Source organism: Mesorhizobium monacense (assembly GCF_056781675.1).
Genome location: NZ_CM165567.1, coordinates 5388547 through 5410427, shown reverse-complemented (window position 1 = coordinate 5410427; position 21881 = coordinate 5388547). Strand labels below are relative to the sequence as shown.

General features: G+C 64.3%; 16 protein-coding genes. 10 read left to right on the top strand and 6 right to left on the bottom strand.

Annotated elements, in window-relative coordinates; translation table 11 throughout:
* Positions 1–20 precede the first annotated feature (20 nt).
* From AC1RUK_RS25835 to AC1RUK_RS25805, 7 genes are all read left to right on the top strand, one after another.
* Complete coding sequence (locus AC1RUK_RS25835; RefSeq protein WP_481838388.1) at positions 21–962, top strand: alpha/beta hydrolase; 942 nt, start codon at positions 21–23, stop codon at positions 960–962.
* A 412-nt stretch (positions 963–1374) separates the two neighbouring features.
* Positions 1375–3336, top strand: coding sequence for a hypothetical protein (locus AC1RUK_RS25830; protein ID WP_481838389.1), 1962 nt, complete (start codon positions 1375–1377; stop codon positions 3334–3336).
* Positions 3337–3346: 10 nt separating this feature from the next.
* Positions 3347–7174 (top strand): DUF7929 domain-containing protein, encoded by a 3828-nt coding sequence (locus tag AC1RUK_RS25825; RefSeq protein WP_481838390.1) that lies wholly within the window; start codon positions 3347–3349, stop codon positions 7172–7174.
* A 129-nt stretch (positions 7175–7303) separates the two neighbouring features.
* Positions 7304–9256 carry a hypothetical protein gene (locus tag AC1RUK_RS25820; RefSeq protein ID WP_481838391.1) on the top strand — a complete coding sequence of 651 codons (1953 nt, stop codon included), beginning with the start codon at positions 7304–7306 and terminating at the stop codon, positions 9254–9256.
* A gap of 247 nt (positions 9257–9503) precedes the next feature.
* A complete protein-coding gene (rpe, locus tag AC1RUK_RS25815) occupies positions 9504–10181 on the top strand; it encodes a ribulose-phosphate 3-epimerase (RefSeq protein ID WP_481838392.1) in 678 nt (225 codons plus the stop codon).
* A 340-nt stretch (positions 10182–10521) separates the two neighbouring features.
* Complete coding sequence (locus AC1RUK_RS25810; RefSeq protein ID WP_481838393.1) at positions 10522–11268, top strand: GntR family transcriptional regulator; 747 nt, start codon at positions 10522–10524, stop codon at positions 11266–11268.
* Between the two features lie 64 nt (positions 11269–11332).
* The gene (locus tag AC1RUK_RS25805) at positions 11333–12862 is read left to right on the top strand and encodes a malonate--CoA ligase (protein ID WP_481838394.1); all 1530 of its coding nucleotides are present in this window, start codon (positions 11333–11335) and stop codon (positions 12860–12862) included.
* Positions 12863–12898: 36 nt separating this feature from the next.
* On the opposite strand, the gene AC1RUK_RS25800 is transcribed toward AC1RUK_RS25805, so the two are convergent.
* From AC1RUK_RS25800 to AC1RUK_RS25775, 6 genes are all read right to left on the bottom strand, one after another.
* Positions 12899–14011: an NAD(P)/FAD-dependent oxidoreductase gene (locus AC1RUK_RS25800; RefSeq protein WP_436170418.1), complete on the bottom strand. Its 1113-nt coding sequence runs from the start codon at positions 14009–14011 to the stop codon at positions 12899–12901.
* A gap of 65 nt (positions 14012–14076) precedes the next feature.
* The gene (locus AC1RUK_RS25795; protein ID WP_436170419.1) at positions 14077–14397 is read right to left on the bottom strand and encodes a hypothetical protein; all 321 of its coding nucleotides are present in this window, start codon (positions 14395–14397) and stop codon (positions 14077–14079) included.
* A 44-nt stretch (positions 14398–14441) separates the two neighbouring features.
* On the bottom strand, positions 14442–15620 hold the full coding sequence (gene nagA, locus AC1RUK_RS25790; protein WP_481838395.1) for an N-acetylglucosamine-6-phosphate deacetylase: 1179 nt from the start codon (positions 15618–15620) through the stop codon (positions 14442–14444).
* Positions 15617–16651 carry an SIS domain-containing protein gene (locus tag AC1RUK_RS25785; protein WP_436170421.1) on the bottom strand — a complete coding sequence of 345 codons (1035 nt, stop codon included), beginning with the start codon at positions 16649–16651 and terminating at the stop codon, positions 15617–15619. The genes nagA and AC1RUK_RS25785 overlap by 4 nt, the downstream gene beginning before the upstream one ends.
* A complete protein-coding gene (locus tag AC1RUK_RS25780) occupies positions 16648–17427 on the bottom strand; it encodes a GntR family transcriptional regulator (protein ID WP_436170422.1) in 780 nt (259 codons plus the stop codon). Before AC1RUK_RS25780 ends, AC1RUK_RS25785 begins: the two co-directional genes overlap by 4 nt.
* On the bottom strand, positions 17424–18305 hold the full coding sequence (locus tag AC1RUK_RS25775; RefSeq protein ID WP_436170423.1) for a glucosamine kinase nucleotide-binding domain-containing protein: 882 nt from the start codon (positions 18303–18305) through the stop codon (positions 17424–17426). Before AC1RUK_RS25775 ends, AC1RUK_RS25780 begins: the two co-directional genes overlap by 4 nt.
* Positions 18306–18504: 199 nt before the next feature.
* Here AC1RUK_RS25775 and AC1RUK_RS25770 point away from each other — a divergent pair, with 199 nt between their 5' ends.
* The 3 genes from AC1RUK_RS25770 to AC1RUK_RS25760 all read left to right on the top strand — a co-directional run bounded on the left by AC1RUK_RS25770 (position 18505) and on the right by AC1RUK_RS25760 (position 21872).
* On the top strand, positions 18505–19461 hold the full coding sequence (locus tag AC1RUK_RS25770) for an N-acetylmuramic acid 6-phosphate etherase (protein ID WP_481838396.1): 957 nt from the start codon (positions 18505–18507) through the stop codon (positions 19459–19461).
* 2 nt (positions 19462–19463) lie between these two features.
* Entirely contained in the window at positions 19464–20723 is a 1260-nt protein-coding gene (locus tag AC1RUK_RS25765) for an ABC transporter substrate-binding protein (protein ID WP_481838397.1), read from the top strand.
* Positions 20724–20942: 219 nt separating this feature from the next.
* On the top strand, positions 20943–21872 hold the full coding sequence (locus AC1RUK_RS25760; protein WP_481839390.1) for a carbohydrate ABC transporter permease: 930 nt from the start codon (positions 20943–20945) through the stop codon (positions 21870–21872).
* Positions 21873–21881: the final 9 nt, after the last annotated feature.

The window sequence follows — 21881 nt, the reverse complement described above, 5'->3', positions numbered from 1 at the left end:
ACGCAGTCCGTTCAGCAGCCATGACCGACTACAAAACCCTCATCGACGCCGGGACCTGGGCCTTCATCGAGAAGACCAATTCCTATTATCCGCCGGATACGATCGACTACACGATCGCCGAGCAGCGCGCGATCTACGACCGCATGTGCCGAGAATTCTTTGCCGGCTATCCGCAAGGCGTGACGGCAGAAACCACCACCATTGCATTACCAGCGCACAATATCCCGATCCGCGTCTACCGCAACGCGACGCCGAACAATGCTGCGATGGTACTCTATGTCCATGGCGGCGGCTTCATCCTCGGCGGACTGGACAGCCATGACGATGTCTGCGCCGAGCTTTGCGCCCGTACCGGCTACGAGGTGGTGTCGGTCGACTACCGGCTGGCGCCGGAGCATCTGCACCCCGCCGCCTTCGATGACGTATTGGGCGCCTTCGAATGGGCTGCGGCCGCCTACAAATGCCCGGTCCTGCTCTGCGGCGACAGCGCCGGCGGCAATCTCTGCGCCGCCGTCAGTCATGCGACGCGCGGCCACGTCAAAAGACCGATCGGCCAGGTGCTGATCTATGCAGGCCTTTTCGGCGACCGTTCGAAGGGCTCCTATGTGACGCATGCCGAGGCGCCGATGCTGACGGTGCGCGATATCGAATTCTACAAGCACATCCGCACCGGCGGCGTGGATCGGACCGGAGACATCACCCTGTCGCCGCTCGCCGACGCCGATTTCGCCAACCTGCCGCCGACCGTGCTGATCACCGCCGAATGCGACCCGCTGTCGTCCGACGGCGAGGCCTATCGCGACCGCATCCTTGCTGCCGCCGGGCGAGCTCATTGGTTCGAGGAGCCGGGGCTGGTGCATGGCTATCTCCGGGCCAGGCACACGGTCGGCCGGGCTCGTGTGAGCTTCACCCGCATCGTCGAGGCAGTGTCGGTGCTGGGCAGGGGTGACTGGACCTGGTGAAACCCTTCGTCATTTGCGCCGATGCGCCATGACGGCGTCTTGCCGTCAGTCACTTCGATCAACCTCTGCGACCCAGCCGTTCCTCCCGGCCAATGAACCTTTCCGCCTCCGTCCGCGACTGACGTGAGGTGCCGCATGGTGCGGCCCGGAAAGGAAGCCCCCCATGACCAGACACCCAGAGGCTCCACGGTCTCCGGGAACAACAGGAGCTCAGCGCGACCATCGCCTTCGGGACGGGGTCGATGCGCTGGGCTTTCCGCTGATTCCGTTGACCCTGCGTAAGAGCCGGCGTATCGTGACTATGAGGAAAGCAGACAATTCGATCAGGGACGAACGTGACGGAACGCCGCGCCTTGCCCTGATTCGCGCGGCAACTCCGGACGTTTCTCCCGTATCCTGTGGGGGGAATGTCATGTCTTGCGATCACGGCTCGTTCGTGCCCTCTCGCGCCGGCCGCTTGCGCCGCGCGGGGCAGACCGCCAGCGCTTTGCTGGCATTGGCGCTGACCGCCAGCCTGTGGCTGGGCGGCCCTGCCCAGGCACAGGAAACCCAGATCATCTATCCCGGTTCGATGGCGGTGACCGGATTTTCCGGCACCATCATTCCCGGCTTCGAGGAAGGCCTGCCGCCAGGCGTCGATCCGGTCGACGAAACCTTCATCGATACCACGCGCGCAACTTTGCGCGTTTTCGACGTTTCAGGGCTGGGCGGACCGGCCTCGGGCCAGCTCGTCTACACGCCGCCGCCCTTCGAGGTAACGGCCGAGCAGGTCGGCCAGGTGTTCGCGCTGGCCTATGACGACGGCGTGCGCGACGGCGTTCCATCGGGCATTCCAAACCTCTATGCTGGCGCCACCTCGCTGCACGGCATCCGCATCGTCACCCCGGACGAAGACGCCGACGGACGGCCGGAACGGCAACGCCGCGGCACGGCAGGTGCCACCTTCATGGACGGCCAGTTCGGCATCGAAAACGGCGGTGGTCCCGGCACGATCTGGAAGATCGACGGCGTCACCGGCGCCGTGTCCAAATTCGCCGACATCGACACCAACAGCGGTCCCGGCGTCGGCGACATCAGCTTCGACGCCATCCACCGCCAGTTCTTCGCCAGCGACCTCGACACCGGCCTCATCCATCGCATCGACGCCAACGGCGCGCTGATCGACAGCTTCGACCACGGCGTTGCCGGGCGCCCGGCGCACGGGCTCGCCCCTGTCGCCGACGACGGCGCGGTGATGGACATCCAGGGTGCTGCCTTCGACAGTGAAGACCCCGACAGCTGGGGCTACACGCAAGACGAACGCCGCGTCTGGTCCGTCGCCTATCATGGTGGCCGGGTCTACTACTCGGTCGGTGAGAAGGCTGAGATCTGGTCGGTGGGCGTTGCCCGCGACGGCAGCTTCGCCGGCGATCCGCGCTGGGAGCTGACGGTCAAGGCCGACAAGGACTACGCCGTCACCGACATCGCTTTCGACAACCAAGGCTTCATGTACCTGGCGCAGCGCGGCCCGGTGGAAAACCGCTACGACTACAGCCAGTTCGCCGATTCCGGCAAAGGCGAGGTCATCCGCTACTGGCGCGAAAATCCGGACGATCCGGCGACGGAATCGGTCTGGGTGGAAGAGCCGCAGGAATATGCGGTCGGCTTCCCGCAAGGCAACCGGCAGTCGGCCGGTGGCCTGGACCTGCAATATGGCTATGACGCGGACGGCAATCTGGACACCCGCTCCTGCGCCGACACGCTGGTCAACACTGGCGACAAACTGCGCGACAATCCGGCATTGGCCGAACAGCTCGCCGCGGGCGGGCCGTCCGCCGTGCACGGCGTGCAGATCACGCCGACGCCGCTGGTCAAGCCGGCCAACGTGCCGCCTTTCGGCTCTTGGTTCGTCGACTTCGACGGCTATTTCGAAGACCCCGAGGTGGAAGGCCATGTCGGCGACGTCGAGGTCTGGCGCCCCTGCGAGGGCCGTGCCGGCTACTATGAGGAGATTCCGGGCGGCTATCTGCCACCGTTCTATCCGCCGGACTTCCCACCGCCCGGCGATCTGCCTCCCTGTCTCGATGTCGAGGACGTCCAGTATTTCTGCACGCCCTCCGGCCTCGAGGCCGATCTCTACCTCCATGACCATGCGGGCTTTGGTGGCGATTCGATCAAGGCTTCGTCCAGGACGCCAGGCGTCGGGGTGACTTCACCCATGTCGCATGCGCCCGGCGCGCCCTACACGATCAACATCACCGGCCATTATCCGGGCGACACCGTCAATGTCGGGCTCTGCTTCTACAGGCAGTCCGACCGCGACAAGGGCGGCTACTTCCCTTGCTGCAAGATGACCGTGCCGCTCAGAACGCCAGCCGTCAGCTGCGAACCGTGAGGAGGGAAAGATGATGAATCTCGCACTTTCCCCGCTCGCGACAAGCACGCAACCAACCGTCATGGAGACGATCATGAAACCCCTGTCACTCGCCAGGCGCGGCGCGCGCTGGCTGATGGCGGCCGGTATCGCGGTCGCCATGCTGACGCCAGCACAAGGCTTCGCGCAAGACGCTGTCCCGATCAGCCCGGAGCTTAGGCTCGACCTTGACAGTTCGCGCGTCATCAATCCGAGGCCCGACCGGATCGTGCCCTTCTTCACCAAGAAAGGCACTCAAAGAGGCTGCGACTACGTCGTCTATTCCCTGAGCTTCGGCTTGCGCGGCGATCCGCAGGGCTTTGCCGATCCAAGCTTCGTGGCCAGACTGAAAAAGGTCAGGGTCGACTTCAAGGACCAGCTTCCGCACGGCCTTGAGATCGTCAACGTGAATGTGTCCGGCGACGGAACGGATTCGTCCGGCGGCCCGCTGCCGGGTGCCACGATCAGCACCTCGGCAGATCCGAACGACACGGCGACGGTTTCCGATTTCCGGATTTCCGCCGCCGATCTCGACGGCGTCGGGGCTCCGAACGAGCGCATCATAAATTTCCTCATCACGGCCAAGATCGATCATGCGGCGTTTCCCGCGCCGACGATCGTCGACAACCAGGGTCTGATCACGGTGACCGCCGGACCAGGCACCGCGAAGGTCATCCCGTCGCAGGATCCGAGCAAGCCGGATGATGGCGATTTCCTCACCGGCGAAAAGACCTCGATCAGGATCGACCTGACCAAGTGCAACCCGCCGCCGCCACCTCCCGGCAAGGAATGCTTCAAGGTGGAGCGCGGCAAGGTCGATTGCGTGCCCGGAGGCGGCGCCTTCATCTACCACATGCCGGTTGGCCCGGAGATGGGCGGCAAGTGGGTGCAGGTTTCGACGACGACACCCGGCATCACCATCATTCCCGACACGCAACTGGTGCCGGCGGGCGGCGGTGTGCTCAACTGGAAGATCGTCGGCGCATCGCCCGGCGACGTCATCCACCTCATCGTCACCGGCATCGAGACCTATGCCGGGCCGGAAGAGGGTTGGGGCCTGTGCTGCACGCAGACCATCGACATCGTCATTCCGCGTGACCTCAGATGCCCGCCCGAAAAGGAGCCGGACCTCAAGGTCGAGAAGCGCGCCGACGTGACGCGTTGCACGATGGGTGGCGGCTGTGACTTCACCATCAGGGTCACCAATGTCGGCGGCGCGCCCTATCACGGCAAGATCGTCCTCGACGAGGTGACGCTGCCGGCCGGTTCAACGCTGGATTCAGGGCCCAATCCGCCCTGGGTCTGTGTGCCCGGAGCAACGCCGATGACGTGCACCTATCCGGTGACCACGCTCAACCCGGGGGCCTCCGTCGACCTCAAGCTCGGCTTCAAGCCGGCCGGGGGCTGGCAAGGCGGTGCTTTACGCAACTGCGCCACCTACAATTATGGCGCCAGCGGCAAGCCGCTGTTCGGCAGCCAGCAGAACGATCGCGGCTGCGCCTCGATCCCGATCTGTCGGCGTGGCGACCGCGACCCGGAATGCCGGCCGCCGGTCGAGAAGAAGGTCGACCTGATCCTGAAGAAGCGTGCCCGCATCCCGGTCTGCACGCCCGACGGCATCTGCTACTTCGTGATCGACATCATCAACAACGGCAGCGTCCCCTATAATGGGCCGCTGACGGTGATCGACAGCTATCCTGGCGGCGCGCCGGCATCCTCGACCTTCGGCCCGAGCCCGCCCTGGACATGCGGACCGAACGGCCCCGGCCAGTTCCGCTGCGACAATGCCGGCATCGTGCTGATGCCGGGCGCCTCGACGCCGATCGTCGTCAAGGCAGTGATGCCGGCCGGCTACCAGTCGGACACCGTCGAGAACTGCGCGGCGGTGAAGCCCATCCCCGGTGAGGTCGACCTCACCAACAACAAGGCCTGCGCCAAGGAACGCTTCCGTCATCCCAATGGCGGCAAGCCGGCTCTGCGCATCACCAAAGTGTGCAACGGTTCGCTCGCTGGTGCCGCGGTCATCTCGTGCCGCATCACCGTCATCAGCCTCGGCACCGCTGCCCCCACCGGTCCGGTGCGGGTCAACGATGCCGCCACGCTGGTGGCTGGCGGCGCGCCGGTCCAGATCCAGACCGTCACGCCCGACGGCGCGGAATGGGCTTGCGGGCCAGTCCCCGCCAATGCGCTGTCGTGCCAGATTCCCGGCGCCGTGATGACGCCCGGAACCTCAAGGCATTTCGACGTGACGGTCTCGGCCAATGGCGAGTTCGAGAACTGCGCGCGCGGCTCCTACGGGCCGGCGCCGGGAGACGACATCGTCTATCCGATCGGCCAGGCTTGCGCCAAGGGCGGCGGTGTTTCGACCATCCGTGTCGAGAAGACCGGCGACAGCGAGTGCCAGCCCGGTCGGCCCTGCACGTTCGAGATCACCATCACGAACGACGGGACGACCCCCTTCTCAGGTCCGGTCCGCATCGGTGATGCGGTCGGCGTGGAAGGCCTAGGCAGGCTGGAAGGCGTTGCGATCACCTCGATCGAACCGCCCTTCGGCTGCTCGCCGGAACCGGCAACGCTACCTCTGTCCTGCGTCGCCGACCTGACGCTCGGCGCCGGGGAAAGCCACGTGCACGCTGTCACCGTGGTCATTCCCGACGACGGTCGTCTGGCCAATCTGCAGGGCACGGTGAACGGTCAGAACTGCGTTGGCGTCCTGTCTCCCGACACGCGGGTGCAAGGCGGCGGCGACGTGCTTTCCGGCAATCAGGCCAATATCCAGGGCGATCGCGGCAAGGCCTATGCCTGCCATCCCTTCATCATCAAGAACGAGGTGGAGAAGGAATGCTCGCAAGGCTTCGTCATGAACGATGCCGGCAGGTGCGTCTGCCCGCCCGGCACCACCTTCCGAAACGGCCAGTGCTCGCCCGGCGGCGGTGTCATCACCGACCCGAAGCCGAAGCCCTGCGTCCTGCTGAAGGGCCAGATCCGCACCGAGGACGGACGTTGCATCTGCCCGCGCGGAACCGGGCTTGAGAATGGTGCCTGCGTGAAGGTCACGCAGGGCTGCACCATCCCCGGTTCGGTCCCGACAGCGGACGGCAACTGCCGCTGCCCCGCCGGCACGCATCTCGACAGGAATGCGAATGCCTGCGTGCGGGACAAGCAGAAGCCCGAGCAGTGCACCATTCGCGGCCAGGTCCATGACGCCGACGGCGATTGCGTCTGCCCGAGGGGGACTGAGGTGCGCAATGGTGCCTGCCGGCCGATCCGGCCGAAACCGGAGCAGTGCACCATTCGCGGCCAGGTCCACAACGCCAATGGCGATTGCGTCTGCCCGAAAGGAACTGAGGTGCGCAATGGTGCCTGTCGTCCGGTCCGGCCAAAGCCGGAGCAGTGCACGATCCGCGGCCAGGTCCACGACTCCAACGGCAATTGCGTCTGCCCGAAGGGTACGGAGATCCGCAATGGTGCCTGCCGGCAGAAGAAGCCCCAGCTGGAGCAGTGCACCATCCGCGGCCAGGTGCATAACAAGCGCGGCGAATGTGTCTGCCCGCGTGGCACCGAGGTCCGCGACGGCGCCTGCCGCAAGGTTCGGCAGGAATGCGCGCCCGGCTCGCAGCTGATCAACGGCCAGTGCCAGCCGATCATCATCAGGCGCTGCCCGGCCGGCACCGTGGGACGGTATCCGAACTGCGTCCGCAGGCAGCCGGAGATCAACCCGAACCTGCTGCTCAATCCGAACATCCTCCAGCAGGTCCTGCCAAGGCGCACGCCGCAGGTGGACCAGCAGGATCCGGCCACCCTGAACTCCAAGCCGTAATCCTGGGCACCAAAAGACCAAACCCCGCCGGAGCAATCCGGCGGGGTTTTTCGTTGGCTTGATCGATTGCGTGAACCTTGATGCGGCAAGCGGCGACCAACGCCTGAAGGAACACTTCAGGAGAGAGATATGTCTTCAGTCAGCCACGCCTTTCGCAATACGGTTGCGACCGTTGCCTTGCTCGCAGCCGGACTAGCCACCACCTCTGCCTTCGCCGAACAGGCCAACATCAAGTCGATGTCCTTCGACACGCAGAGCGTCAACACCACGCTCCATGTCGTTTCGAGCGACAAACAGAAATGGGATACGCTGAAGAGCGGCACCGTCCAGTTCTGGGGCCACATGAAGATCAACACACGCTGGCCCGGCTATGTTCAGGATGTCGGCGTCGCACTCGGCGTCTGCGGACCCGGCCAATGCGGCCCGTTTCCGCCGATCTGGAGCGACGCGCCAGTCAGCCGCGACTACGACCACCAGGAAAACTTCGCCTTTGACCCGTCCAAAATACCGCTGTCGTCCGACACCGGCATTGCCGTCGTGCCCTATGGCGACCAGATCATCGCCAAGTGCAACCAGCACCTGCAGGCCGACGGACCGACGAAATCCTATACGTTCAACCACACCTTTCACGCCAGCTTCACGGCGCTTACCGACAAGGCGCTCGACATGGACAATGCCGTGGCCGAAGTCCAGCAGGGCAGCTGGCCTTATCCGCTTTTCGACTCCCATTACGCCGAGCATGGCACATTCCAGGTTCAAATCGTCTGCGACCCTGTGATCAAGCCCACGGTCCAGGACATCGCCACCGATTTCGGCAAGTTCGAGGTCGACAACGTCAAGCTGTTCTTGACCACCTACCAGTCCAATCAACCGGGCTCGACGCCCGGCACGGTCTGCCCCTCGCTGAAGGTCACCAGCCGGGCGCAGGCCAACCAGGCTGGGCCGGTCTCGATGCGCATCTGGAGACAGAAGGACGGCGGAGCGATCAGCTCCGAGTTCAAGCAGGCGTGGGCGTCTTACGACGCGGCCAAGAACGGCTATTTCGCGACCTACGAGAAATGGGAGAATGTCGGTGCCACGGCCTACTTCCAGTACAAGACCGAAATCGTCGGCAATGGTCCGTTCGAACCCTTCGACGGTTGGAAGGACATCACGGTGCATTGCACCGGCGCCGGCGGCGGTGGCTTCACCGACGCACCGCAGACCGATCCCGACAACCCGCCGGCGCAGACTGGCTGGCAAGGCGAGGTCGCTGTTTCCGATAGCGCCGGAGGAAAGAAACTGTGCCCACGCAAGGGCCAGGTCGCATTCGAAGTGAGCCGTGACGAGCCTGGCGCGTTCCACTACCGGATCAGTTGCTCGAACGGCGCATTCTTCACGGGAACCAAGGTCGCCTTCAACGATGGCGGCGTGTTCAAGGCGAGCGCGGCACACGATCTCAGCATCGTCAGAACCCGCTCGATCCAGTGCACGCTGCAGGAGATCAAGCAGGACGGCTCCATCGCCACCGTCGATACGGACAAGGAGGACTTCACCTGCATAAAGCGCACCTTCGAACCGGAAGCCGACGATCTCGTCTCGAGCACGCGCCCGGACTTCGGCAAGCCGAGACTGCCACCAGTCGTCGTCGATCCCGGCCGCAAATGCCTGCCCGGCCAGAAACAGGTGGGTAGAAAATGCATCGACAGGCCGATCGTTGCCGCATGCAAAAGCACCGAAAAGCTGGTCAACGGCAGGTGCATCGGTGTCAGCATCCACTGCCTGCCCGGTTATCGTCAGCTTGGCTTGAAATGCGTGAAGAACCCGGTGATCGCCGACAAATGCAGGCGCGACGAACTGCGCATCAACGGCAAATGCGTGCGCAAGCCTCCCGTCGTCATCGACTGCAAACGCGGCTACCATCTGATCGGCAAGGCGTGCGTGAAGGATGCGATCATCACCACTGGCTGCCGGACAACCGAAAAGCTGGTGCGTGGACATTGCGTGCCCAAGCCGAGCGTGACCGACTTGCAGAAGTTGAAGCAAGGCAAGGCCAAGCCGTTTCTGCAGGGACAGGCCAAGCTGCGGCGGCTGGTGAACTGAAATCCTGACGCAAATGTAGGAGAGAGGCGGCCGATGGCTGCCTCCCTCTCTCTGTGTGGAGAACGCATCGGCGCCGGATTCCTGTCGACAAGCAGCGCCGGGACCATTAGAGCGACGTGCGTCCATTTGGACGCACAAAGTACGCTCTAACACTTTTGAATCTACGCATCGTGCTTTCCGAAAATCGGTTCCGATTTTCGGGCCGATGCGTTAGGGCGGGAGCGGGTTCCAAGAACGGGAAGCGGACATGGCTCAAAAGACCCTGATCGCGCCATCGGTGCTGGCGTCGGATTTCTCGAAGCTCGGCGACGAGGTCGAGGCCGTCGCGGCGGCCGGCGCCGACTGGATCCATCTCGACGTGATGGACGGCCATTTCGTGCCCAACATCACCTTCGGCCCGCCGGTGGTCAAGGCGATCCGCAACCGCACCAAGGCCTTCTTCGACTGCCATTTGATGATCGCGCCGGCCGATCCCTTTCTGGCCGCCTTCGCCGAAGCCGGCTGCGACGGCATCACCGTGCATGCCGAGGCCGGGCCGCATCTCGACCGTTCGCTGCAGACGATCAGGAACCTCGGCAAGAAAGCGGGCGTGTCGCTCAATCCGGCGACGCCCGAAAGCGCGATCGAATATGTGCTCGACCGGCTCGACCTGATCCTGATCATGACCGTCAATCCCGGTTTCGGCGGCCAGGCCTTCATTCCTGCTATTGTCGACAAGGTGAAGCGGGTCAAGGCGATGATCGGCAAGCGCCCGATCCGGATCGAGATCGACGGCGGCGTCTCGCCGGAGACGGCGCCGCTGGTCACCGCTGCCGGCGCCGACGTGCTGGTCGCGGGTGCGGCCATCTTCAAGGGCGGCAGCGTCGAAGCCTATCGGGCAAACATCGAGGCGATCAGGACGGCAGCGGACCGCGCCGCCGTCTGAAATCGATTGCAGCAAGATTCGACAGCTTCAGCCGGCCCTGACGATGAACCCGAAATGCTAGGCCAGGCACGGGCTTGGTCGCCAAACTTCCGATTGTAACGGCAAAGGAAACGCGCCAAACGCCTCTTGTTCGGCGCGCGCTGGTTTCTTCGGGACAAAGAGATTTTCCTGACAATAGTTACATTGGCGGATGGGGTACTACCATCTCTCCTCTTTAAGTCGAATACCGCCATCTTCTGCTTGAGGGTCGAAAGCAGGGCGCGGTATAGTACGCGTACGGGATCAATGCTGCTTTGACACAAGAATCCACAACGGGCCCAAGCAGGCAACAGGAGCTATATTGACATACGGAACCGCCGATCTGGGCGATGAAGGGGCCGGACCCAAGGGCACCCTCGCCAGCACGGTCTATCATCAGCTACGCGACGATCTTCTGCGTGGCGTGCTCGAAACCGAAAGCAAGCTTCGGGTCGAGTGGGTGGTTTCGCGGTATGGCGCCGGGGCTTCGCCCGTGCGCGAAGCTCTCAACCGTCTCGCCTCGGAAGGTCTGCTCGGCCGCCACGACCAGCGTGGCTTCTTCCTCATGCCGGTCAGCGCCGAGGAACTGGAGGAGTTGACCCGCACGCGCTGCTGGCTGGAAGAGCGGGCGCTTCGCGAATCGATCGCCCACCGCACGGCGGAATGGGAAGAGCAGCTGGTGCTGGCGCTGCATCGCCTGGCGCGCGCCCCGCGCCGCCTGCCGGACGAGCCCTCGTCGAACAATCCGGACTGGGAGAAGCTGCATCGCGCCTTCCATAGGGCGCTGATTGCAGGCTGCCGGTCGCACTGGCTGGTTGGGTTCTGCGACCAGCTTTCCGATCAGGCCTCCCGCTACCGGCTGATGTCGCAGGTCAGCCCGGCAATCGAACGCGACGATCTCGGCGAGCATCGCCTGATCGCCGAGCGCACGCTGGATGGCGACGCCGACGGCGCGGTCGAAGCTCTACTCAGCCACTACCGCCTGACGGCGGCCATGTGCATGGAGCGCTTCGCCCAGGACGAACAGGCCAAGGCCGGCGCCGGCAAGGCATCGCGCGGCCGCAAATAGCTGCTCGTCCCGCACCAAAAATCTGATATTTGCGCTGCTGCAAAACGCCATATCAGGGAAAACCATGAGAAATCACCTGTTCGACGCTTTCCGCGCCCGCATGCCCGGGCCTGGGCGGCGGTTGATGGAGACGGATGAAGGGCGCTCCATCACCTATGGCGACATGCTGGCCCAGTCCGCGCAGCTGGCGCATGCGCTCTCGCAATTCGGCGTCAAGCCGGGCGACCGCGTCGCCGTCCAGGTCGAGAAAAGTCCGGAGGCCATTTTTCTCTACCTTGCCTGCCTGCGCGCCGGTGCTGTGTTCCTGCCGCTCAACACTGCATACACGTTGGCGGAACTTGGCTATTTCTTCGGCGATGCCGAACCGCGGCTTGTCGTCTGTGATCCGGCACGGGCGGCCGATATCGGGCCGCTGGCGGAGGCATCGGGCGCCGCTGTGGCCACGCTTGGCGCCAAAGGCGATGGCTCGCTGACCGGCCATGCAGCGCACCAGCCGAGGGATTTCCACGATGTGGCGCGCGGGCCGGACGACCTCGCCGCCATCCTCTACACGTCAGGCACGACCGGCCGTTCGAAAGGCGCCATGCTCAGCCACGACAACCTCGCTTCGAACGCGTGGGTGCTGGTTGACCACTGGCGTTTCACCTCTGACGACGTGCTGATCCATGCGCTGCCGATCTTCCACACGCACGGCCTGTTCGTCGCCACCAACGTCATCCTGATGGCCGGGGCCTCGATGCTGTTCGAGCAGAAATTCGACGCGGGCCGCATCGTCTCGCTGCTGCCCGGCGCAACAGTGCTGATGGGCGTGCCGACCTTCTATGTCAGGCTTTTGCAGCAGGCAGGCCTCAACGGCCAGGCGGCAAAAAACATCCGCCTGTTCATATCCGGGTCGGCACCGCTTCTGGCCGAGACGCATGCGGCCTGGCGCGAGCGCACCGGCCACGCCATTCTCGAGCGCTACGGCATGACCGAGACCAACATGAACACGTCGAACCCCTATGATGGCGAGCGGCGCGCCGGCACGGTCGGCTTTCCGTTGCCGGGCGTTTCGCTGCGCATCGCCGATCCCGACAGCGGCGGCACGCTCGCCCAGGGTGAGGTTGGCATGATCGAGGTGAAGGGCCCGAATGTCTTTGCCGGCTATTGGCGCATGCCGGAGAAGACCAAGGCCGAGTTCCGCGAGGACGGCTTCTTCATCACCGGCGATCTCGGGCTGATCGATGCCGATGGCTATGTGCACATCGTCGGGCGCGGCAAGGACCTGATCATTTCCGGCGGCTACAACATCTATCCGAAAGAGATCGAGAGCGAGATCGACGCGCTTGCCGGGGTCAGCGAGAGCGCTGTGATTGGCATTGCCCATCCGGATTTCGGCGAAGGCGTCACGGCGGTCGTGGTGCGGGCGCCGGCCTCTGCCATCAGCGCCGCCGATATCATCGCGGCGATCGGTGCACGGATCGCCAAATACAAGCATCCCAAGCAGGTGATCTTCGTCGACGAGTTGCCGCGCAACACCATGGGCAAGGTGCAGAAGAATCTTTTGCGCGAAACCTACAAGGACCTTTACGCGCCATCGAAAGCCGGCTCATGAGCTGAACTCGGTTCGGACATCGCAGCCTGCGCGGGGTCAGTTCGGATACAACAGCTCGAAAACATGTTCGGCGATGGCGAGGCTCGCGGTCAGGCCAGGGCTCTCGATGCCGAACAGACTGACAATGCGGCCGGCACCATGGTCGGCCGGGCCCTGGATCAGGAAATCGGCCGCCGGCTGGCCCGGACCGGACAGTTTCGGCCTGACACCGGCATAGGCCGGGAGCAGGGCGTCGTCCGCAAGACCCGGCCAGTAACGCCTGATCTCGCCGTAGAATGAATCGGCTCGGCCGGGATCGACCGTATAGTCGACATGGTCGATCCATTCGACATCGGGTCCGAAGCGCGCGCTGCCGCCGAGATCGAGCGTCAGGTGGACGCCAAGGCCGCCATCGACGGGGACTGGATAGATCAGCCGCGAGAAGGGCGAACGGCCCGAAAGCGCAAAATAGTTGCCGCGCGCCAGCCATTGCTGAGGGATGAGGTCTTGCGGGAAACCCTCGATCCGCCCGGCCAGGGCCTGCGCGTCAAGGCCTGCAGCGTTGACGAAGGCGCCAGCCTTCAATTCGAACGGTTCACCGCTGGCGTCGAGCGTGCGGATTTGCACCCCATCGGCTCCGGCGACCGCCGCGGCAACCGTGGTCAGGAAAGCAAAAGAAGCGCCGGCTGCTTCCGCGTCGCCGCGCAGGGACAGCATCAGCGCGTGGCTGTCGACGATGCCGGTCGAGGGCGACAGCAATGCGCCAGCGCAGTTCAGATGAGGTTCGAGGCTTTCGGCTTCCTGTCGCGTCAGCAATTCGAGATCGTCAACGCCGCTGCGTTGCGCATTGGCCCGGATCGTCTGCAGCCTGTCGAGCTGTGCCGCTTCGACGGCAACGATCAGCTTGCCGGTGCGGGCATGGCCGATGTTGCGCTCGCGGCAGTAGGCATAGAGCCTTTCGCGTCCTTCCACGCAGAGACAGGCCTTAAGGCTTCCCGGCGCGTAGTAGATGCCGGCATGGATGACTTCGGAATTGCGCGAACTCGTTCCGGTGCCGATGTCTGCCGTCTTTTCGACCACCAGCACCTCGCGGCCCGACAAGGCAAGCGCGCGGGCGACGGCGAGGCCAACGACACCTGCCCCGGCAACAACGCAATCGACTGTGTGCATCGGTCCGCTCCCCGAGGTTAAAACTCAATCATTCTCAACGATCGGGTTCGACCCGGTGCGGACGATCAGCCAGGCGCCACAAGCGCGTAAGACTTCATCAGGTCGAGTACTGTCTCGGCCCGAACAGAAAGGTTGTCTGGCACCTCAATTCGAACGAGCAAAACGTCCGTTCCCTGATCAATTCCGAACAAAGCGGTAATGGGTCGGGGACCATCGAATTGGCACGATGCCCATCGCGGTGGAGATGCATCCGTATCGGACTCTTTGAGCTCGTCGTCGAGAATCCTGCGCAACCCCACGTCAAGGGCCTCGCCAGCCATGTGACCGATCTGATCAATCAGCGGATCCCAATTAACGAGCCAAACCCAATTCTGCACCAAGGCCACTTGCTGGTCTCCAGTTTGAGACGAAAGCCAACGGGTCTCTGACTCTAATGCAAAATGTCGGGGCCGGCCGCAAAAACCTTAGTGCCGTCGATCCAGACGCCTTTGACATTCAGATCGTCCGACAAAGCGACGATATCGGCCGCGGTGCCGTTGGCGAAGCGGCCGAGCCGGTGCGACTGGCCGATCGCCTGTGCCGGATAGAGCGAGGCCATGCGCAACGCCTCCGAGAGCTCCAGCGCGACGACCCGGTGGACATATCGGACAGCCGAGATCATGTCGAGATCGGCACCCGCCAGCGTTCCGTCGGCCAGCCGCAGGCTGCCGTCCTTGCGATAGATGGTACGGCCGTTCAGCGTGAACGAGGTCATGTCGGTGCCGATCGTCGCCATGGCGTCGGTGACCAGCACGATCTTGCCGGGCCCCTGCTTGGCGCGCAGCGCAATCGCCATGGTGGCAGGATCGACATGGATGCCGTCGGCGATGATGCCGGCAAACAATGTGCCGGTGTCGATGGCGGCTCCCGCCAGCCCCGGCTCACGATTGCCGACCTGGCTCATGGCGTTGAACAGATGGGTGACCACGGTCGCACCGGCGCCGGCGAAGGCGCGTGCCCTGGCGTAGCCGGTGTCGGAATGGCCGAGGCTGACGACGATGCCGGCCTTGGCCAGCGCTGCAACGCGCGACGGCTCGACGGATTCAGGTGCGATCGTCGTCAGCAGGACGGGAAGCTCTTTCCGAGCCGCGATCAGCGCCGCCTGGTCGGCATCCAGCATCGGCCGGATCAGAGCCGGATCATGCGCGCCCTTGCGGGCAACGGACAGATGCGGACCTTCGAGATGCAGGCCGAGAAAGCCCGGCACCTTCTGCCGCGCGGCTTCGGCTCCTGCGGCAACCGCCGCCGCTGTGATCGCGGGCGTGTCGGTGATTAAAGTCGGCAACAGCGCCGTCGTGCCGAAGGGCGCGTGCGCCCGGCAGATGGTCGCGATCGAGGCGACGTCAGGATGGTCGTTGAGCATGACGCCGCCGCCGCCATTGACCTGCAAATCGACGAAGCCCGGCGCAAGCAGCCCGCCGCCGGTCTCGACTTTGATGACGTCGGACGGAACGGCGCCGGCAGGCACGATGGCCTCGACCAGACCGCCCTGCACGACAAGGGCGGCATCCTCGTGCCAGTCGGCGCCGTCAAAGATGCGAGCGCCAGTCAGGGCGAAACGGTCGCTCATACGGTTTCCGTCACTTTGCGCAGATTGGGCGGCGTGTCCGGATCAAGGCCGCGATGACGGGCAAAGGCTTCGACGAAGCCATAGAAGGACACGATCAGCGCCAGCGGGTCGGTCAGCGGGTGGCCGGTGGCGACATAAGGCAGGCGCAGCGCGCTCTTCGCCTTGTCCGACGTCACGAAGACCGCCGCGCCCTTGCCCGCCAGGCTGTCGGCCGCCTCGGCGACCGACGGTTCGGAGGCATCGCGGGCAGCCAGCGCCAGCACCGGGAAGCCCGGTCCGACCAATGCCAGCGGACCGTGCATGACTTCGGCGGCGCTATAGGCCTCGGCATGCATGCCGCAGGTTTCCTTGAATTTCAGCGCCGCCTCGTTGGCGATCGCGGCAGACGGACCACGGCCGAGGATGAACAGCGATCTAGGTGTCTCCAGTGCGCCGGCCAGCGCCATCCAGTCGCAGGCGATCGCCTTGCGGAAATGCTCGGGCAAGCCGGCGAGTGCGGCCAGCAGCGCATCGTCACCGGTGGAATGCGCCATCAAGGCGAGACCGGCAACGGCGGAATTGACGAAGGTCTTGGTCGCCGCGACGCTGCGCTCCGGTCCGGCGAGGATGTCGATGGCATAGTCCGAGGCGCGCGCCAGCGGCGAATCGGCGGTGTTGGTGATGGCGACGGTCAGCGCGCCGCCGGCCCTTGCCGCTTGCGCCATGGCGACGATGTCGGGGCTCTTGCCCGACTGCGAGATGGCGAGGCAGGCAGAGCCGGCAAGCCTCAGCTTGGCGCCATAGATGGACGCGATCGATGGGCCGACCGAAGCGACGGCAAGGCCAGCGGTCAGCTCGACGGCGTATTTCATGAAGGTGGCGGCGTGGTCGGACGAGCCGCGCGCCACAGTGACGACGAAGCTCGGGTCGCGCTCGCGGATGCCACGCCCGGCTTCGGTCAACACCGCCGCCGAGCCGTCGAGCAGGCGGGCGGTGGCTTCCGGGATCTCCTCGATCTCGCGCCGCATATGGGTGGTTGATGTTGCGCTCATGGCCGGCCCTCCTCGCCCGGCCCGCTCAGCCGGAGTTCGGCGACGAAATCATAGGCGTCGCCCCTGTAGATTGAGCGGGTGAATTCGATCACCTTGCCGCTCGCCAGATAGGAAATACGTTCGATATGCAGTCCGGCAATGCCCGGTGGCACTTCGAGCAGGCGCGCGTCGCTGTCGCCGAGATTGGCGGCGGAGATGCGCTGCACCGCCCGCACCGGCCGATTGCCGGATATTTCCAGTGCCGCGTAGAGCGACGAGCCTATTGCCTCCGGGTCGGGCAGCACGCTGGCCGACAGCGAGGCGCGTTCGATCGCCAGTGGCGTGTCGTTGGCAATGCGCAGGCGCGCCACGCGCGCCACAAGTTCGCTCGACGACAGGCCGAGCACCATCATCTCGTCGGGCGAGGGCGCATAGAGGCCGCGGTCGAGCCAGGCCGAACGCACCGCCATGCCGCGCCGTGCCATGTCCTCGGTGAACGAGGTCAGCCGCGACAGCGACTGCTCGACCCGTTCCATGCGCGGCGCAACGAAAGTGCCGGAGCCGTGGCGCTGGACGAGAATGCCGCCCTTGACCAGATCCTGCACCGCCTTGCGCACGGTAACGCGCGAAATGTCGGCCTTGCTGGCAATGTCGCGTTCGGACGGCAGCGCGTCGCCGGGTCCGATCAGGCCGCGATTGACCGCGTCCTCGATGCTCTTCCTGAGCTGCAGGTAGAGCGGCGCACCGCTTTGCGACGACTCTTTCAGCATGGCGAAGATCTGGTCGGCGGCGTTCATCCGGCCGTCTCCGCGGCATTGGCGAAGATGCGCACCGCCATCTGCACCGCGCCACCCAGCGCATCGTCGAGCGGCGGCTTGAGCAGCGCCTGGTAGCGCGCCGACAGGCGCGGCGCATAGAGCGGCGCCAGCCCGCCGAGCAGGCAGAGCGGGGCACCGCCCGAGAGATCGAGCGCGCCGAGCGAGGCCTCGACATCGGCGATTGTCTTGTCGAGGATCCAGTTGGCGACGATGTCGCCCTTGGCGGCGTGATCGAAGACCTTGGGCGCGAAGCCGCCGAAATCACCGGGCTTGGCATTGGTGGTGAACTCGACCACGTCCTCGGGATTGTTGCGGAAGACGGCGAGCATGGCGTCCGTCAAGGGCGAGGCGGGGCGAATGCCGTCATAGGCAAGCAGAGTCTGTTCGAGCAGGTCGCGGCCGATGCGGGCGCCACTGCCCTGGTCGCCGACCTGGAAACCCCAGCCGCCGATGGCGCGCGACGTGCCGTTCTTGCGCGCCATATAGGCGGTGCCGGTGCCGAGGATGGCCATGGCACCGTCGCCGGAGCCAACCGCGCCCTCCAGCGCGATCTCGGCATCGGTCTCGACGCGGCTTTGGCTGAACGGCAGGATCGCTTCGAGCTGCTGCCTGTAGGTGCCGACATTGGCGCCGGCAAGACCGAGAATGGCTGGCGTCTGCGGGATCAGTTCCGGATCCTGTCCGGCGGCGATAAAGGCCTGCCGTGCCGCCTCGACGATGTTGGTCCGGGCGCCGGTGAGATCGGTGCGGATGTTGGCGGCGCCGCTCTTGGCGCGGCCGACGACCATGCCGCCCGCTGTTGCAAGGGCTGCCCTGCAGCTGGTGCCGCCGCCATCGATGCCAAGCACGAAATTCACGCGATTTCTCCTCCGGGCAAATAATACCAATAAAATACCAATAGCCAAGAGTTAATTTCGGTTTCAAAAAGATTAAGGCGTATTTTATTGAAAAATCAGCACATTTTGCCGGCGGTCCAATTTCTGAGCAATGAATTCGTTAATGCGTGTGGACAAGTGGTATTTTTTTGGTATTGTTTTGTGAGTTGGAGGGAATTGGATGGCCGAGAAGCGCACGGAAGCGCATCACCAGAATGCCGAGGGACTGGACATCCAGGCCCCGGACGCCATCCTTTCCTTTTTGGCCGACGCACAGATCGAGGCCGCCAGGGCCGTGCGCGGCGCCATTCCCGCTATTGCCAAGGCCGCTGAGATCATCGCCGGCCAGCTGGCCAGTGGCGGCAAGCTTGCCTATGCGGCGGCCGGCAGCTCGGGCCTGATGGCATTGGCCGATGCCCTGGAACTGCCGGGCACGTTCGGCATAGCGCGCGATCGGATCGCCATCCTGATTGCCGGCGGCGACGAAGCCTTCAAGACACTGGCCGGTGGACCGGAGGACGACACCCAAGAGGCCTCGGCGGCCGTCGCTGGTGCCGGTATCGGCAATGGCGATTGCCTGATCGCCGTCTCGGCCAGCGGCTCGACGCCTTATGCGGTCAGGGCCCTGGAGGATGCGCGCAGCCGGGGTGCCGCGACCATCGCCATCGCCAACAACAAGGACACGCCGCTGCTCAAGCTGGCGGATGTCGCCATCCTGCTCGAGACGCCGCCGGAGATCATTGCCGGCTCGACCCGCATGGGCGCCGGCACGGCGCAGAAGATCGCGCTCAACATGCTGTCGACGCTCACCGCCATCCATCTCGGCCATGTCCATGACGGCTACATGGTCAATCTCACCGCCGACAACATCAAGCTGCGCGATCGCGCGGCACGCATCGTCGCCGCCATCAGCGGGCGCGGCAGGGACGATGCGGTGCGGCTGCTCGAAAAGAGCGGCGGCGTCGTCAAGACAGCCATTCTGCTCGCCGCCGGCGCCGCCAACGCCGATGCGGCTGAGAAGATACTGGAAAGGACCGGCCGGAAACTGCGGCCGGCGCTTTCCGCGATCGAGGGGAACAAGGGCGCGAAAGCCTCTGTTCTCAAAACCGAACCTGAAAAAGGTCAACAGGGAGACTGAGCATGACAACGAAACTACTGACGGCCCTTCTTCTCGGCACCAGCATTCTCGGCACCGCCGGGGTGGCCTATGCCGACGACGTAACGCTCAACATCGAAAGCTGGCGCGGCGACGACCTTGCCATCTGGAAAGACAAGCTGATCCCGGCTTTTGAGGCCAAGACCCCCGGCATCAAGGTGGTGTTCGCACCGTCGGCGCCGACCGAGTACGACGCGGCGCTGGGCGCCAAGCTCGCCGCCGGCTCGGCGGGAGACCTGATCACCTGCCGCCCGTTCGACAAGTCGCTGGTGCTCTACCAGAAGGGCAACCTCGCCGATCTGTCGGCGCTGCCCGGCATGGAGAATTTCTCCCCCGTGGCCAAGGCCGCCTGGCAGACCGACGACGGCAAGGCGACGTTCTGCGTGCCGATGGCCTCGGTCATCCACGGCTTCATCTACAACAAGGACGCCTTCGACAAGCTCGGCATCAAGGTGCCGGAGACTCGCGACGAATTCTTCGCCGCGCTCGACAAGATCAAGGCCGACGGCACCTACATCCCGATGGCGATGGGCACCAAGGATCTCTGGGAAGCAGCGACCATGGGCTACCAGAACATCGGCCCGAACTACTGGAAAGGCGAGGATGGCCGGACAGCGCTCATCAAGGGCGAGCAGAAGCTGACCGACAAGGACTGGGTGGCGCCGTATGAAGAACTTGCCAAGTGGAAGCCTTATCTTGGCGACGGCTTCGAGGCGCAGACCTACCCGGATAGCCAGAACCTGTTCACGCTCGGCCGCGCCGCCATCTACCCGGCCGGCTCGTGGGAGATAGCACTGTTCAACACCCAGGCGCAGTTCAAGATGGGCGCCTTCCCGCCGCCGGTCGAGAAGGCCGGCGACACCTGCTACATCTCCGACCACACTGACATCGGCATGGGCCTCAACGCGGCTTCGAAGAATGCCGATGCGGCCAAGACCTTCTTGTCCTGGGTCGCTTCGCCTGACTTCGCGACCATCTACGCCAACGCGCTGCCAGGCTTCTTCAGCCTGAACAACACGCCGGTGAAGATGGAAGACCCGCTTGCGCAGGAATTCGTCTCCTGGCGCGGCAAGTGCAAGTCGACTATCCGCTCGACCTACCAGATCCTGGGCCGCGGTACGCCGAACCTCGAAAACGAGACCTGGGTTGAATCGGCCAACGTCATCAACGGCACCGACACGCCGGAAGTGGCCGCCAAGAAGTTGCAGGACGGTCTCGACAGCTGGTACAAGCCGGCAAAGTAAGAGCTCAGGCAACGGGCCGGCCGGGCAAATGCCCGGCCGGCATTCGAGAAGCGTCTGTTTTGAGATTGCGATTGTCGGCCCTGCCTCTCAGCCTTCCTCGCTTTGCGGGGAAGGCGAAGCTGACGTGTCGCAGGCCTCCATTCTTGGATGCGGGCCGTGCATCGAGGCATCATCGAGCATCGCATCACCTGGAACCGAGAGACGGCGGGGACCGAACTCATGGCCGCACAAACACGACACAAACGACCGTTCCGCTGGCACATCGGCATCTTCCTGGCGCCGGCGGTGCTGGTCTATACGGCGATCATGATCCTGCCGCTGGCCGGCACGCTGCAGCTGTCGCTGTTCCGCAACATCGAGCAACATCAGGTCTTCATCGGGCTGCAAAACTTCCGCACCCTATTCGGCGACCCTAACTGGTCCGTGGGCTTCTGGAATGCGCTCCGGAACAACGTCTGGTTCTTCATCATCCACATGCTGGTGCAGAACCCGATCGGGGTCCTGCTGGCGGCACTTCTGTCCAGCCCGCGGCTGAGGTTCTCCGCATTCTACCGCACGGCAATCTTCGTGCCGACCATCCTCTCCTTCGTCATCGTCGGCTTCGCCTGGAAGCTGATCCTGTCGCCGCTGTGGGGCGTGGCGCCGCATTTGCTCGACCTTGTCGGCCTGAAGAGCCTGTTCACGCCATGGCTCGGCAAGGAAGAGTACGCGCTGACCGCGCTCAGCCTGATTTCGGTCTGGCAGTTCGTCGGCATTCCGATGATGCTGATCTATGCGGCACTTCTGTCGATCCCCGATGAGGTGCTCGAGGCGGCCGAATGCGATGGCATCACCGGCATGTCGCAGTTCTGGAAGATCAAGCTGCCCCTGATCCTGCCGTCGATCGGCATCATCTCGATCCTCACCTTTGTCGGCAATTTCAACGCCTTCGACCTGATCTACACCGCGCAAGGAGCGCTTGCCGGGCCGAATTATTCGACCGACATTCTCGGCACCTACCTCTACCGCGCCTTCTTCGGCTTCCAGCTACAAATCGGCGATCCCAACATGGGCGCGGCGATCGCCACCATGATGTTCCTGATCATCCTCGGCGGCGTCTGCGTCTACCTCTTCCTCGTGCAGACGCGCCTGCGTCGCTACCAGTTCTGAGGGGCGACA

Bases quoted from the DNA above. Each gene is read 5' to 3' on its own strand.
- AC1RUK_RS25765 (WP_481838397.1), top strand. From the start codon at position 19,464: ATGACAACGAAACTACTGACGGCCCTTCTTCTCGGCACCAGCATTCTC.
- AC1RUK_RS25830 (WP_481838389.1), top strand. From the start codon at position 1,375: ATGTCTTGCGATCACGGCTCGTTCGTGCCCTCTCGCGCCGGCCGCTTG.
- AC1RUK_RS25780 (WP_436170422.1), bottom strand. From the start codon at position 17,427: ATGAACGCCGCCGACCAGATCTTCGCCATGCTGAAAGAGTCGTCGCAA.
- AC1RUK_RS25835 (WP_481838388.1), top strand. From the start codon at position 21: ATGACCGACTACAAAACCCTCATCGACGCCGGGACCTGGGCCTTCATC.
- AC1RUK_RS25770 (WP_481838396.1), top strand. From the start codon at position 18,505: ATGGCCGAGAAGCGCACGGAAGCGCATCACCAGAATGCCGAGGGACTG.
- nagA (WP_481838395.1), bottom strand. From the start codon at position 15,620: ATGAGCGACCGTTTCGCCCTGACTGGCGCTCGCATCTTTGACGGCGCC.
- AC1RUK_RS25785 (WP_436170421.1), bottom strand. From the start codon at position 16,651: ATGAGCGCAACATCAACCACCCATATGCGGCGCGAGATCGAGGAGATC.
- AC1RUK_RS25805 (WP_481838394.1), top strand. From the start codon at position 11,333: ATGAGAAATCACCTGTTCGACGCTTTCCGCGCCCGCATGCCCGGGCCT.
- AC1RUK_RS25800 (WP_436170418.1), bottom strand. From the start codon at position 14,011: ATGCACACAGTCGATTGCGTTGTTGCCGGGGCAGGTGTCGTTGGCCTC.
- AC1RUK_RS25825 (WP_481838390.1), top strand. From the start codon at position 3,347: ATGATGAATCTCGCACTTTCCCCGCTCGCGACAAGCACGCAACCAACC.
- rpe (WP_481838392.1), top strand. From the start codon at position 9,504: ATGGCTCAAAAGACCCTGATCGCGCCATCGGTGCTGGCGTCGGATTTC.
- AC1RUK_RS25820 (WP_481838391.1), top strand. From the start codon at position 7,304: ATGTCTTCAGTCAGCCACGCCTTTCGCAATACGGTTGCGACCGTTGCC.
- AC1RUK_RS25760 (WP_481839390.1), top strand. From the start codon at position 20,943: ATGGCCGCACAAACACGACACAAACGACCGTTCCGCTGGCACATCGGC.